Here is a 14,440-nt window from a genome sequence, read left to right on the forward strand (position 1 = left end):
CCCTAGGCATTAAGTTACACAAACATAGGCTAATAGGGCTAGACTTGATACGAACACCACAATCACAAAATTCAAGGAGACACCGAATGTCTACCCCCTCTCTCACCAAGCGCACTTGGGCGTTCTTGGCTTCAGCAACCATCGGCCTCAGCGGCGTCGCCGGCGTACCCGCAGCCTTCGCAGCTGAAACCAACTCCCACATCAGCGCCGGTGAGGTAACCGCAGCCTCAGAGCAGAGCCTGCAGGACGTCACCGTCAACTGGGGCCTGAAGAAGTCCTTCCGCTCCTACATCAACGGTGCCTTCTCCCAGGGCTCCCAGGAACTGACCGGCGTCACCACCAACGAAGACGGCTCCTACCACTTCACCTCCGCCGAAGGCACCGTAGCCAACGGCGAATACTCGGTCACCTTCACCGGCTCCTCGATTCACTACACCGCACACCACGGTCTGCTGGAAGTCATCATCTCCGACCTCTCCGTCACCATTAAGGACGGCGTGGGCACCGTGCGCGCCAACGTTCAGTCGCGCCCCTACAACGGCAACACCACCCCGAACGACCTAGTCGAAACCAAGAACATGACCCTCGGCACTTTCAACGCCTCCGGCCTGAAGGTTGAGGGTAACACCATCACCCTGCCCAGCGTTGACGAGGAAAACGGCACCCGCGTCAAGCTTTCCGAAGAGGCAACCGGCGCCTTCGCGGGCTTCTACAAGGCGGGTCAGGAGCTGGATGCACTCGGCTTCTCCGCAACCATCGTGACCAAGGAAGCACCCGCGCCGAGCCCTGAGCCCAGCACTAAACCCAGCGCCGAGCCGACTGCTGCGCCGACCGCAGAGCCGACTGCTGCGCCGAGCAGCGAGCCTTCCTCCGCACCGACCAGCGAGGCACCCAAGCCCGCCGAGCCCACTTCTGCAGCGCCGAGCGTAGCCCCCACCTCCGCGGCCCCCTCCTCCCCCGCCGCAACCACCGAGCCCAAGCGTGAAGAAAAAGTCACCGGCAACGTCGTCGAGTCAGGCACCCTCAGCTGGGATATCCGCGAGTCCTTCCTGAAGTACCTGACCGGCTTCGCGCACGGCTCCGTGAACGTTGAGGGCATGGAGAAGACCGCAGCTGGCGGCTTCAAGTACACTCAGGCATCCGGCGTGTACAACCCCGAGACCAAGACCGGTCAGATCAACTTCGCGGGCACCGCAGAGTTCACCGGCCACAATGGTCAGCTCAAGAGCACCATCAAGAACATGCGCCTGGTCGTCGTCAACGGCAAGGGCACCCTGGTCGCTGACGTTGACGCGCTGACCCGCGACGGCAAGTCCGTTTCCAAGACCGGCCTGGCTATCGCCGAGGTGGACCTCTCCGGCGCGAGCGTGAAGGACGGCGTTTTCTCGGCGCAGAACGCAGCAGTCGCGCTCACCGCTGAAGGTTCTGACGTGCTCTTCGCCGGCCAGTACCGCGGTGCCGACAACGCCATGGCACCGCTGAGCTTCTCCGTAAAGCTCAGCGAGCAGACCGCGGAGAACACCGTTGAGGTTCCCCGCATCTCTGAAAACAAGTCCTCCGATAACAAGGGTTCTGAGAACGGCTCTTCCGATAACGGCTCCTCGAACTCCTCCGATAACTCCGGCGCTAACGGCTCCGGTTCTAATGGTTCGGCAGGCACCTCCGGTAGCGTCTCTAACGGCGGTTCCTCCTCGAACGGTTCTGTCAGCAACAACCCGGCACAGCCGGTCTGCGTACCCGTCACCCGCACCCGCGAGGTGCAGGAGCAGGGCGCATCCGACGGCACCATTAAGAGCGCAAACCTTGGCTGGGGCGTGCGTGACTCCTTCCGCAACTACGTGCGCGGTGGCATCGCGAACGGTAGCTGGGAGCTGAACGGCACCTCCTACTCTTCGGATGCGTTCAACTGGTCTAACGGCACCGGCACCTTCAAGGGCGGTAAGGGTTCCATCTCCTTCAGTGGTTCGGTTCGTTTCACCGGTCACCACGGCATTCTGGACACCACCATTGCGAACCCGCGCCTTGAGATTAACGGCAATTCCGGCACTCTCTACGCGACCATGAACAGCAATGACCCCTCCGGCAAGGCAACTAACTACGGTGAGGTGGCACTGCTGAAGGTGGATCTTTCGGGTCTGCAGAGCTCCGCTGACGCTGTGAGCGTCAACGGTGCAGCAACCACCCTGACCGCTGAGGGTGCGAAGGCGTTCGCTGGCTTCTACGACGCCGGTAAGGACATGGCTCCGCTGAGCTTCTCCGCGGCGATTAACGGCGCGAAGACCACCACCAAGACCGTGTCCGAGACCGTCTACGAGGGTGAGGGTTGCGACCCGGTCACCGGCAAGCCTCTGGCTTCCACCGGCGCCTCCGGTGTTGAGGGCACCCTGGTTGCAGGCTTCATCGCTGTTGCAGCCGGTGCGGGTACCGTCGTGTACACTCGCCGCCGCAAGAAGGCATAACGGCACCTCACGAGGATGCCCACGCTGTCGGCTCGCCCGTGAGACTCAACCATGAGGTTCACCGGTGAGCCGACACGGTCCGTGCGGGGGTGCAGATTTTCACTGCACCCCCGCTTCAGGTGCCAGGTTTTACCCCGGCGCCTACCCCAGTTTTTCTAGCTTCCTTTTTTTCTGCGAGACGACGATGTTTTCTTCCCTTTCTTCTTCTGTCCTGAACCGCCGCGATGCAGTGAAGTATGCAGCGTTCTCCATCACTTCCGCTTTTCTGCTGAGCTCTTGCGGTGTGGGTACTCAGAACCCGGCCGCTTCTTCAAGCACTTCGCAGGCTGTGGTGGATGAGCAGAGCACCCGCACCGTTTTGGAGAACCTTGCCGATCAGCTGCGTTCTTCTATTGCCCCTGATCAGAAGGCTCTGCGTGGCCCCAATAGCGCCGCAGATACCCCCGAAATTCAGCCGATGGTCGATACCCCCACTCCGGCTTTCCCCGTGACGTTCAAGGACTTCAACGGCACCGAGGTGACCGTTAAGTCCGCTGACCGTGTGCTGGCGCTGGACCTGTACGGCACTCTGGCTCAGCAGATGATTGCGCTGGGTCTGGGCGGTCGCCTGGTCGGTCGTGTCACCTCCTCGACTGAGCAGTCGCTGGCTCATCTGCCGCTGGTGACCCAGAACGGTCATGACCTGAACGCTGAGGCGATTCTGGCGACCTCCCCGGACCTGGTGCTGTGGGATAAGAGCAACGGCCCGATTGAGATTGTGGATCAGCTGCGCGCTGCGGGTGTGACCGTGGTGGTCTTCGATCATGAGCGTCGTATGGATAAGATCATTCCGCAGCTCAAGGCTGTTGCGCAGGCGCTGGGTGTCCCGGAGGCGGGCGAGCAGGTTGCTGCCCGCGTGCAGAAGGACCTGGATTATGTCCTGCAGGTGCTCAAGGACGTCGCCCCGAAGGGTGCACAGCAGGTGTCGTTCGCATTCCTGTACGTGCGCGGTACCGCTGGCGTGTTCTTCGTGCTCGGCAAGGGTTCGGGCGCTGACGATTTGATTCAGGCTATTGGCGGCAAAGATGTGGCGTCTGAGCAGAACGCGACGAATATTATTCCGGCGACCAGTGAAGCGCTGGTGAAGCTGAACCCGGACGTCATTCTGACCATGAGCGGCGGCATTAAGTCCACCGGCGGTTTGGATGGTTTCTTGGCTCGCCCGGGTGTGGGTGAGACGACTGCCGGTAAGAATAAGCGCATTATCGATATGGGTGACGGCCAGATTCTGTCCTATGGCCCGAATACTCCGGCGGTGTTGCTCTCGCTCGCTAAGGCTGCGTACTCCACTCCTGCGGGAGGCCAGTAGTGGCTGCCGTGAAGAGTGCGGCGGGTGCGCGGGATTATCGTGCTTCACGTCGGCGTCGTGCCGGTCTGACGTTTACGTTTTTGGCGGTGGCACTGTGCGTTGTGATGGTGCTGTCTGCGGGTTTGGGTCAGTACAATATCCCGACTGATCAGGTGGTTGCTTCTGTGGGCCGCCGCCTGGGTCTTGCGCCGGAGAACCCGGCGATGCAGCTGGCGGATAGCACTCTGTGGAATATCCGTTTCCCGCGTGTGCTGTTGGGCGTGCTGGTGGGTGCCGCTTTGGGTACTTCCGGTGCGGTGATGCAGTCGGTGTTTGGTAACCCGTTGGCTGAGCCGGGCGTGATTGGTGTTTCCTCGGGTGCGGCGGTTGGCGCGTGTTTGTCGATTGTGTTGAACCTGCAGTTCTTCGGTATTTTCACGACTCCTGCATTCGCGTTTGTGGGTGCGTTGGCGGCTACTGCGCTGGTGTATTTCCTGTCGCGTTCTTCGGGTCGTGCGAAGGTCCTGTCGATGATTTTGACGGGTATTGCGGTGACTGCGGTGGCGAATGCGATTATTGCGTTCCTCATGTTTATTGCTGATACGACGAGCCGCGATCAGATTGTGTTCTGGCAGATGGGTTCGCTGAACGGTTCCACGTGGAAGGCTGTGGCGAGCGTATGGCCGGTTATTCTGATCGGCTTGGTAGCGTGTTTTGTGATGGCTTCTTCGCTGGATGTTCTGGCGTTGGGTGAGCGTGCGGCGCAGCATTCGGGCGTGAACGTGGAGCGCCTACGTGCGGTGTCTATTGCGGCGACGGCTTTGTTGACGGGTGCTGCGGTGGCGTATGCGGGCATTATTGCGTTTATTGGTCTGATTATTCCTCACCTGTTGCGCATGATTTTGGGTCCGTCGAATCGTGTGTTGTTGCCGGCTTCGGCGTTGGGTGGCGCGCTGTTGATTGCGCTGTCTGATTTGGGTGCGCGTACGCTGGTGCCTTTTGCTGATTTGCCGATTGGTATTTTTACGGCTTTGGTGGGCGGCCCGACGTTCTTCGTGTTGTTGCGTCGTTCCCTGGGTCAGGGCGGAGGTGCTTCGTGAGTGAGTTGTTGAGCCTGTCCGGTGTGTGTTTTAACGCTGGTGGGCGTCAGATTTTGAATGACGTGTCTCTGTCGGTTGCTGCGGGCGAGGTTGTGTCGCTGATTGGTCCTAATGGTGCCGGTAAGTCGACTCTGTTGGGTGTGATTGCTGGTGATATTGCGCCCAGTGGCGGTGAGATTCTGTTGGATGGCACCCCTCTGGGTTCGATTCCTGCCCGTCAGATGGCTCGTCAGCGTGCGATGCTGTTGCAGAAGTTGAATGTGGCGTTTTCGTACACGGTGCATGAGGTGGTTCAGATGGGCCGTACCCCGTGGAAGGGCACGGAGCGCGCTGAAGAGGATGACGCCGTGGTTGCTTCGATGATGGAGCGTACGTCGGTGACTCATTTGTCGGATCGCGATATTACGACTCTGTCCGGTGGTGAGAGTGGCCGTGCGCATTTGGCGCGTGTGTTTGCTCAGCAGACTCCGCTAATTCTTTTGGATGAGCCGACTGCGGCGTTGGATATTACGCATCAGGAGCAGACGTTGCGGGTGAGCCGTGAGTTGGCTGCTGAGGGTGCTGCGGTGTTGACGGTGCTTCATGACTTGGATGTGGCGGCTGCGTATTCTGACCGTATGGTGTTGTTGCGTGGTGGTGAGGTGGTTGCTTCGGGTGCCCCTGAGCAGGTGTGTTCGGCGGAGTTGTTGTCTGAGGTGTATCAGCATCCGATTGAGGTGTTGAGGCATCCGGTGACGAATCGTTTGTTGATTCTGCCGGAACGCTGATTCTGCCGGAGCGTTGAGTTTGCTGACGCGCTGATTTTATGGGGCGTTAGCGACCCATTCCGCAAACACTTTCCACATCAAAATATGCCAGTATTCGTATATATTAAATCTCCGTTCTGGAATGACTGTAACTATCAGCTCATTACAGGGCGGAGATTATCTTTATCCCCTTCTGCACGGATACACTGAAAGGTAGTGTCCGCAATACTGAACTCTATTCAGTTCAGCATTCCATCCATTCGAGAAAGAGACCCCCGCATGGATCCTCAGCAGAAAACGGCAGCGCCTGCCGTTGCCGGCTACATTCCCGAATATTCTGAAACACCGCATAGCGGATCTTTCGATATTGCCCAGCACGGTTTGAGCAGCGATGATGTTGCTCGCCTGACTGCTGAAGGTAGGGTCAATACCCAGAACAATAAGTCTTCTCGCACGCTGTGGAGCATTATGCGTGCGCACCTGTTCACGGTCTTCAACTTTGTGTTGGGTGCCTGTGGTGCCGTAGTGATCATGTACCAGCGTTGGGCTGATCTGCTCTTCCTGGCGGCTGTTATCGCTAACGTGGTGATTGGTTTTGTGCAGGAGTACAAGGCGAAGCTTGAGCTGGACCGCATCTCCCTGCTGGACCGCTCCCCCGCTACTGCCGTGCGTGACGGCAAGAGCGTTGAGGTTCCGATGGAGCAGCTGGTTGAGGGTGACGTTGTCATCCTCAAGCGCGGCGATCAGGTTCCCGCGGATGCTGTTGTGCTCACCTCCGATTCTTTGGAGCTGGACGAGTCCCTGCTGACCGGTGAGAACGACCCGATTGCTAAGCGCCCCGGCGATATGGTGCTGTCGGCATCAAGTGTATTGGGTGGTACCGGCCGCGTCCTGCTCTCTCACGTGGGTGCGAATTCTCGTGCAAGCAAGATTTCTGATGAGGCGCGTCAGTTCTCGCGTATTCAGTCTGAGCTGCGTGATGCGTTGAACCGTGTGGTCCGCTGGATTACGGTGGGCCTTGCGGTCATTATTCCTGTGGTGTCGTGGGGTCAGATTCAGGCGGCTGGTGGCCTAGAGACCGTGCAGCAAAACCGCCTGTGGGAGCAGGTTTCTATTGCTGTGGTGTCCTCGGTTGCTTCGATGATTCCGCAGGGTCTGGCGCTGATGACTACTCTGGCGTTTGCGGCGGCAGCTGTGGCGCTGGGCCGTAAGCACAATATCCTGGTGCAGGAGCAGCCTGCGGTTGAGGTTCTGGCTCGTGTGGACGTGGTCTGCTTCGATAAGACCGGTACTCTCACCGAGGGTGGCGTGATTTTTGATTCGGTGCGCCCGCTGGACACCGTTGCTGAGGCTGGGGGTCCCGACGCTGACTCTGCCGAGCACACTTCCTGGCGTGCTTCTCTGCCCGCTGGCTGGAATGAGGCGCTGGCGTGGTTCGGTCATGACGAGAACGCGAACCCGACTGCGGCGGCTCTGACCGGCGGTTTCCCGGATGCTTCCTCGGCGTCGGTGAGCGGTATTGTGCCGTTCTCTTCGGCTCTGCGTTTTAGCGCGATTGAGTTTAAGGATTCGGGCGCCTGGCTTCTGGGTGCTCCGGAGGCGCTTCTCGCCAAGGGCACCGCTGAGCGTGAGCGTGCCGCCGAGTTGGCGGCGTTGGGTCTGCGCACGATGGTTTTGGCGCATGCTTCTGCGGTGGTTCGCAATGAGAAGGATGAGCCGATCCAGAAGATTCCGTCGGATGCTGCCCCGGTTCTGTTCGTGATTTTCCGTGAGAATGTGCGAGCGGATGCGCCTGAAATTGTGGAGTATTTCCACCGTCAGGGTGTGACTCTGAAGGTCTTCTCGGGTGATAACCCGTTCACTGTGGCTGCGGCTGCGAAGACTGCGGGCATGGATACTTCTGCGGGCGCGGTTGATGCGTCGACTCTGCCTGAGGACGGTCCGGAGCTTGCTGAGGCTGCGGCTACTCACAATATTTTCGGTCGTGTGTCGCCCGAGCAGAAGAAGAACATGGTGATTGCCCTGAAGGAGCGCGGCCATGTGGTGGCGATGACCGGTGACGGCATTAACGACGCTCTGGCGCTCAAGCATGCAAGCTTGGGTATTGCGATGGGTAACGCTGCTCCGGCGACGAAGGCTGTTTCTCGTCTGGTTCTTCTGGACGGTAAGTTCTCGTCTCTGCCGGCTGCGCTGGAGCAGGGCCGTCAGGTCATTACGAACATTGAGATGGTGGCGAACCTGTTCTTGACGAAGACTGGTTTCGCGATTCTTCTGGGCGTTCTGTTCAGCCTCTTCGGTTTGACCTTCCCGTTCTTGCCGCGTCAGTACTCGACTGCGGACTTCTTGATTGTGGGTGCGTCGTCCTTCGCGTTGACTCTGTTGCCGAATTCGCGCCGTTACGTGCCGGGCTTCTTGCGCCGCGTGCTGAATTACACGGTTCCGAACTCGATTATTGTGGTTGCGATGCTGTTGGCGGTGACGTTCACGGCTCGCGGCATGGGTGTTGATGATATCCGTCAGATTCAGACGGCTTCGTTCATCACCCTGGTGATGATGGGTCTGTGGAACTTGGCTGCGGTGGCTCGCCCGTTCAACCGTGCTCGTGTTCTGCTGTTTGGTGCGTTGCTTGCGGTGTTCTTCGCGGCGTTGTTCGTGCCGATTCTGGTGGAGTACCACCAGTTCGTTACTGTGCTTCCGCATCTGCTGTGGACCTCGCTGGGCGCCGGTGCTCTGGGTGCCGCGCTGATTGAGGTGAATGCGCATCGTAATCGCCGTTGGCAGAAGCGTAATTACCCTGAGCTGGAGGTTGCTCCGCTGAATTTCTTCCCGGCTAAGTAGTTAGTCGGAAGGTAGCTGCTTCGGTAGCGTGTGGGCCCCGTATCCTGTGGATGCGGGGCCCTTCCACGTCTTCATGAGCGCCGTCTTCATGAGCGCCCAGTCCGGGGCGTATCTGGGCGTACCGGAGGGCTCTGGGACCCTGCCTAGGCTTTGCCTGAGCCCTGCTGGAGTCCAGCCGGGAGGCTCCCCGCAGGCAGCGCCGAGAGCGTGTCTCAGCTATTCTCAGCTATCACTTGGATGAAACATTTAACAGCTTCTGATAGCTTTTGCCTCTCACCTTGCTCTTAACCTGGGAAAACCCTTAGAGTTACAGGGAACTATTTGAGAAGGGAAACCTTCTTCAGGGTTGTTACTGGTTTGGCAGGCAAGACCTGAGTTACTCAACACCGTATGGGACGGCAGCATATATCTGCCGAGAATCCCCTCTATTTGCTGTACCGAAGCTCCATAGTGGGCACGAGTGTAGTGCTTCCGGTGGTCGAGAGACTCGGGTCTTTTGTGTTTTCTGGACGTGTTTTCCGGGGCTTTTCGGCTACCGCAGCGTCAGGTAGGCACAGCCTCCGGCAACAACCGCATAGACATTGACCGCATATCTAAGGAAGTATCGTGAATAACCGCGAACTTGGCGAGAAGATTCTTGACGGCCTGGGTGGCCCCGAGAACATCGCGCACATTACTCACTGTGCGACCCGCCTTCGTGTTACTCCTGTGTCGAATGATGCAGTGCAGAACAAGAAGATTGAGGGCCTGCCCGGCGTTCTCTCTGTGATTGAACAGTCCGGCCAGACTCAGGTGGTGCTGGGCGAGCGCGTTGAGGCTGTGTACAACGAGATCAACGCTCTGCCTTCTATGTCCGGCCACGCTGAGGGTGACACCACGGTTGAGGCTGAGGGCAAGAAGTCCGGTTGGCTTACCAACGTCTTCGACGTTCTGTCTGACTCCTTCCGTCCGCTGCTGTGGGCACTTCTGGGTACCTCGATGATTCTGACCCTGATTGTGTTCATGCAGCAGCTGGGCTTCTTCGGCCAGTACACTGACTTGACCGGTCAGAGCGTGAACATCGACATCATTAACGGTGCTCGTGTGGCTGACCCGGAGGCTGCTAAGGCTCTGAACAACCAGTGGATGCAGCAGTTTGCTTTCTGGTACATCCTGAAGGCTGCGTCGCTGTCTGTTCTGAACTTCATGCCTATCATGCTGGGTGCTACCGCTGCTAAGCGTCTGGGCGCGAACATGTGGGTTGGTGCGGCTATCCCCGCTGCGCTGATGACCGGTACCTTCACCGATCTGACTGCTCTGGCTGATAAGACCACTAAGATTCTGAACGTTCCGTTCTTCGGTCTGGATCTGCCGCTGTACGCGTTCAGCTACACCGGCCAGGTCTTCCCCCCGCTGCTGGCTGTTGCTCTGCTGGCTCCGCTTGAGCGCTTCCTGAAGAAGGTTATTCCTTCGATGCTGCAGATGGTGTTCGTGCCGATGATTTCGGTCATCATTCTGGTTCCGGTGACTGCGTTCCTGGTTGGCCCCATCGGTATTGGTGTGGCTATGGGCATCTCTGACTTCCTGAAGATGGTTAACGACCAGGCTCCGGCTCTGGTTGGTGCTCTGATTGCTGGTCTGTACCTGTTCATGGTTCCGCTGGGTCTGCACTGGCCGCTGAACGCCGTCATGATTAACAACTTGCAGACCATGGGTACTGACTTCATTCAGTCCCCGATGGGTGCGTACAACTTCGCTGTGTTCGGTCTGGTGACCGGTGTGGCTATCAAGGCTAAGCACGACCGTGAGCTGCGTCAGACCGCTGTTGGTGCGTCGATGTCCGGTCTGCTCGGTGGTATTTCTGAGCCGTCCCTGTACGGTGTGGTGCTGCGTTACAAGCGCGTGATTCCGATTATTTTGGTTCCCGCTGTGATTGGTGGCGCTACCATTTCCTTCCTGGGTGTTAAGTCCTACGCGTTCGCGTTCACTTCGCTGCTGTCGATTCCGGCTATGCAGCCTTCGTACCTGTACGTGATTGGTCTGGCTATTGCGTTCTTCGGCGCTATGACCGGTGTTCTGCTGTTCGGTTACGAGTCGAAGGCTGACGCTGTAAGGCACGCTGCGGAGCGTAAGGCTGAGGATGCTGAGGCCGCTCCCAAGGCTGAGGCTGTTGCTGCTAAGGCTGCTCCGGCTGCTGCCGCTACTGCGACCGCCGCTGCTGCACCCGCTGCTTCCGCCGGTGAGGTCATTGAGCTGCACGCTCCCATTGAGGGTACTGCTGTTGCTCTATCTGATGTTCCGGACCCGATTTTCGCTGCTGGCAAGCTGGGCGAGGGTGTGGCTATTGAGCCGACCGGTACCACTGTTGTTGCTCCCGCAGCCGGTAAGGTTGCTGCAACCTACCCCTCGGGCCACGCTGTGGGTCTGAAGCTGGAGAACGGTATTGAGCTGCTGATTCACGTTGGTCTGGATACCGTGAACCTGGACGGTAAGGGCTTCAGCGTGAAGGTTGCTAAGGGCGATGTTGTTGCTGCTGGCGACGCTCTGATTGAGTTCGATCCTGAGGTTATCAAGGAGGCGGGTTACCCGCTGATTACCCCGGTTATCGTGACCAACACCCGCAAGTTCGCTGAGGTCAAGGGTCTGCCGGGCGTTGCTCACCAGAACCTGAGCACTGTCCTGAAGGTGACCACTAAGTAGTTCGCTTTCTAGGCTCTAAGGGGCCCCACCATTGTGGTGGGGTCCCTTTCCTTATGTTCCCTTTCCCTTATGCCCTGTTTCCTGATGTGCTGATTCTTTGAGCCGGGTTTGCTGGGCAGGGTTTGCTGGGGTTTAGGCACTACCCTGGGGTATTTCTGCTAATGTAAGAATACGCTCAACAAGGAAGTTCTCAAGTGATAGGGAATACGATGATGTCTTCTGATACTAGGACATGGGATACCGGAGTGTGGGAAGAGCAGCAAAAAAAGCTACGCGCTCTTTCTCCTGTTCGGCGGCTGATGCGTCGGCTCAATCTTGAGGCGCTCATCTATGAGTCCGCGCCGTTCCCGGTTCTGTTGCGTAAGCTCTCCGCGCTGATTCCAGCCTGCCTTCTGTGGTGGGTTATCTACGAGCCGCACCGGCTTGCTTCCTCCACCCACCTCCCCGAGGGTACCCACGCCATTACTCTGCTCCCCGGAGCCTGGGGCGACCCCACTACGGGGGCTTATGGAGGTCTTCCTGAGCTGCCGGGGGTCCTCGTGCGCTGGGTACTGTGCATCGCGGCAATGGTGGCTGTCGTTCATCTCTGCGGCGTCAAGGCGAAGGGCCAGAGCTTCACCATTCCTCACGATGCGCGTTCACGGTTGATTGCGCTGATGCAGGCTCTGGGCATTTTCGGGGCTTTTGCGCTGGTCGTCTGGATCGAGTACATGATGACTCCGCTGACCCTCATGTTTGAAACCGTGTACGCGGGCCCGACCGCCGTCTATAGCGGCGACGGCATGATTCCCCTGCACCTGTTCCTGTCCTCATCGTTGAGCGCTATTTTCTTGGGCTATTTCTGCGTGAATATTCTTGCCTCGCTGAATATCCCCGGGTACCTGGGCATCCCCGCAATTATTTACGTGGGGGCGCTCCCTTGGGCTCAGGCGGAGCGGCACCAGTTCACGTTGGCGCTGGCGTGGGTCATTGCGGTGACGCTGGTGAGTTGGCTCGTGCGCGGCATGTGGGGCACTCTGCTCGCCTGCGTGGGCTATTCTCTCTGGATTGTGCTGGTGGCAACCAGCGGTGATCCTTTTGACCTGTCCGCCAATATGAGCCGTGTGCTCGTGATTTTGGGTTTCCCGCTGGCTTTCATCGTTGCTGGAGGCGGCATTTACCGCATCTTCTATCTGCGGCAGAACCCGAAGATGTTGAGATACCTGCAGGAGCGTGCCCTGTACCTGGGCGAGTGGTAGCAACCGGTTAGGGCGGCGTTCCACTCCCCCTCGTTTTTTGTAATTACATATCCCGCTAATGTATCCAGCTAAAAGACACAGAACAAGCGGGACAGAAAAATCCCGGGCACTCTCTCGTGAGAGTACCCGGGATTTCGAGTCCTACAGGACGGCTAGAGCGTTACCGTAAGCGGTACTACTCCTGCCAGCCAACGTTGACCCAGTAGTCAGCGCTGGTGTAGCTCTGCTTGAACAGGGACGGACCGTAGTTCGCGACCTTAGCCTTGACAGCGGCGTACATCGGGCCGTTTGCGTAGGGCAGGTACACTGCGACCTTCTCGTAGTAGAGCTTCTCCGCCTCGTTAGCGATCTTGATGCGCTCGTCTTCCTTCTCGGTGTTCTGCAGCTTCTCGATGAGCTTATCAACTTCGGGGTCGCCGACTCCGAACACCTCGGTGGTGAAGAAGTAGGGTGCCGAGGAAGCCAGGTCGGGCAGAACGCCCCAACCGGTGAAGATTGCTTCGTAGCTCTTCTGGCCGAGCACGGAGTTGGAGTTCGACTGCGGCTGGTTGTCAGCGCTCAGGCGGATACCTGCGGACTTCAGCTGCTGCTCCAGAATCTGGTAGACCGCCTGGTAGACCGCCTCGGAACCGAAAGAGGTCAGAGCGAAGCCAGCAACCTTGCCGTTCTTAGCGTAGTAGTCGCCGGACTTGGAGTAGCCTGCGGCCTCCAGAATCTTGCCAGCTGCCTGTGCACCGGTGTCACCAGCGTAGTTGTTCTGGTAACCCTTCTGGAACGGCATTGCGATGATGGAGCCGGGCAGCGGCTCGGTCCAGCCGAGCTGCGAGAAGTATGCCTTAGCGATCTGCTCGCGGTCCACAGAAGCAAGGATTGCGCGGCGCAGTGCCAGATCCTCGATGCGCTTGGGGTTCAGCTGAATGATGTTGACGTTGGTGTTCTGGCTCTGGCGAATCTCGGTGCCAGCCTGGCCCTTCACAGCGTTGTAGCTGGTTGCACCCACGAAGGTGAAGGCGTCCAGTTCGCCGTTCTTGAAGCTTGCACGGATTGCTTCGGAGTCCATCTGACGCCAGATGATGCGGTCCAGGATCGGCTTCTCGCCCCACCACTTGTCGTTCTTGACCAGGGTGAGCACCTTCTGGGAGGAGTTCCACTCGCCAACCTTGAAGGGGCCAGCCCAGTACTGGTCGAGGGGCTTGTCAACGAAGCCTTCGTTGAAGAGGTTGACGTCTTCCAGTGCGGGGTGGATTGCGAAGGCACACAGACCCTCGGAGGGGTAGTACGGAGCCTTCATGGTGACCTTGACGTGGAAGTTATCACCGTCCACAGCCTCGATGCTCTCAACCTGCTGCCACATGGTGTTGTCGGTGATGTGGTAGGGGTTGTCGGTGGTTGCGCGGTAGACCTTCCACATGGCGCGAACAGCGTTCACGTCCATGGGGGTGCCGTCGTTGAAAGCAGCCTTGGGGTTGATCTTGAAGGTCGCGGTCTGCACGCCATTGACGGTCTCGGTCTTGTGCTCGGTGCAGAACTCGGGGTTGAGGGTGCCTTCGCCTTCGGGGCTCATGGTGTAGAAGCCCATCACGGCGGGAATGTTGCAGGGTGCCAGTGCGTCCAGGTTGCTGGAGGTGTAGCCGCTCTGGGTCTGCAGGTTGAAGTTCGGGCCCAGGGCGGTAGCCGCGAGAGTCAGGGTGCCGCCCTGCTTGAGAGAGGAACGGTCCTGCTTGTTGACCTGAAGGTTCTTCAGAATATCTTCAGCGTTGTTAGCGGCGCTACCGCCAACCTTTTCCTTCGAGCTGCCGCAGGCAGCCAGTAGACCAACGGTGCCGAGGGCAACGGTGCCGGTCAGGAGGGTACGGCGAGAGACAGACATGCTCTTCATGGAATTTCTCCTAGAGTATTCGCAGTGTTGTGGAGGCGGCGCGCGAACGGTGCGCAACTAACACTCCAACCCGGCGGGAGGACAGTCTCTGCCGGGGTCGCGGGCAGAATGCCCGCATTTGTTTTAAGTATATCCGTGCAAATCTCTGAGGAACGGGAAAGCGGCGTGCTCCAG

The 14,440-nt window shown here is 58.6% G+C and carries 8 protein-coding genes; 7 read left to right on the plus strand and 1 reads right to left on the minus strand.

Annotated elements, in window-relative coordinates:
• Positions 1–86 precede the first annotated feature (86 nt).
• The 7 genes from O3649_RS05315 (at position 87) to O3649_RS05345 (ending at position 12,387) form a co-directional block, all read left to right on the plus strand.
• Positions 87–2,459, plus strand: a complete 2,373-nt coding sequence (locus O3649_RS05315; RefSeq protein ID WP_070688261.1) for an HtaA domain-containing protein — start codon at positions 87–89, stop codon at positions 2,457–2,459.
• Positions 2,460–2,643: 184 nt separating this feature from the next.
• On the plus strand, positions 2,644–3,807 hold the full coding sequence (locus tag O3649_RS05320) for a hemin ABC transporter substrate-binding protein (protein WP_070688263.1): 1,164 nt from the start codon (positions 2,644–2,646) through the stop codon (positions 3,805–3,807).
• Positions 3,807–4,886 (plus strand): iron ABC transporter permease, encoded by a 1,080-nt coding sequence (locus tag O3649_RS05325; RefSeq protein WP_005507200.1) that lies wholly within the window; start codon positions 3,807–3,809, stop codon positions 4,884–4,886. The genes O3649_RS05320 and O3649_RS05325 overlap by 1 nt, the downstream gene beginning before the upstream one ends.
• On the plus strand, positions 4,883–5,653 hold the full coding sequence (locus tag O3649_RS05330) for a heme ABC transporter ATP-binding protein (RefSeq protein ID WP_012904204.1): 771 nt from the start codon (positions 4,883–4,885) through the stop codon (positions 5,651–5,653). Before O3649_RS05325 ends, O3649_RS05330 begins: the two co-directional genes overlap by 4 nt.
• Before the next feature lie 258 nt (positions 5,654–5,911).
• Positions 5,912–8,470 (plus strand): HAD-IC family P-type ATPase, encoded by a 2,559-nt coding sequence (locus O3649_RS05335; protein WP_070629214.1) that lies wholly within the window; start codon positions 5,912–5,914, stop codon positions 8,468–8,470.
• 606 nt (positions 8,471–9,076) lie between these two features.
• Positions 9,077–11,149 (plus strand): glucose PTS transporter subunit IIA, encoded by a 2,073-nt coding sequence (locus O3649_RS05340; protein ID WP_371573131.1) that lies wholly within the window; start codon positions 9,077–9,079, stop codon positions 11,147–11,149.
• A gap of 209 nt (positions 11,150–11,358) precedes the next feature.
• Entirely contained in the window at positions 11,359–12,387 is a 1,029-nt protein-coding gene (locus O3649_RS05345; RefSeq protein WP_371573133.1) for a dihydrodipicolinate synthase, read from the plus strand.
• A gap of 175 nt (positions 12,388–12,562) precedes the next feature.
• Here the strand turns inward: O3649_RS05345 and O3649_RS05350 are convergent, their stop codons facing one another.
• Positions 12,563–14,266, minus strand: coding sequence for an ABC transporter family substrate-binding protein (locus O3649_RS05350; RefSeq protein WP_070615568.1), 1,704 nt, complete (start codon positions 14,264–14,266; stop codon positions 12,563–12,565).
• Positions 14,267–14,440: the final 174 nt, after the last annotated feature.

This window comes from Rothia sp. 27098_8_29, from assembly GCF_041432785.1.
Taxonomy (GTDB): Bacteria; Actinomycetota; Actinomycetes; order Actinomycetales; family Micrococcaceae; genus Rothia; species Rothia mucilaginosa.

What these genes read in the sequence shown, in the direction of transcription:
- O3649_RS05315 (WP_070688261.1), top strand. Translation starts at nt 87, where the DNA reads ATGTCTACCCCCTCTCTCACCAAGCGCACTTGGGCGTTCTTGGCTTCA.
- O3649_RS05320 (WP_070688263.1), top strand. Translation starts at nt 2,644, where the DNA reads ATGTTTTCTTCCCTTTCTTCTTCTGTCCTGAACCGCCGCGATGCAGTG.
- O3649_RS05335 (WP_070629214.1), top strand. Translation starts at nt 5,912, where the DNA reads ATGGATCCTCAGCAGAAAACGGCAGCGCCTGCCGTTGCCGGCTACATT.
- O3649_RS05345 (WP_371573133.1), top strand. Translation starts at nt 11,359, where the DNA reads ATGATGTCTTCTGATACTAGGACATGGGATACCGGAGTGTGGGAAGAG.
- O3649_RS05350 (WP_070615568.1), bottom strand. Translation starts at nt 14,266, where the DNA reads ATGAAGAGCATGTCTGTCTCTCGCCGTACCCTCCTGACCGGCACCGTT.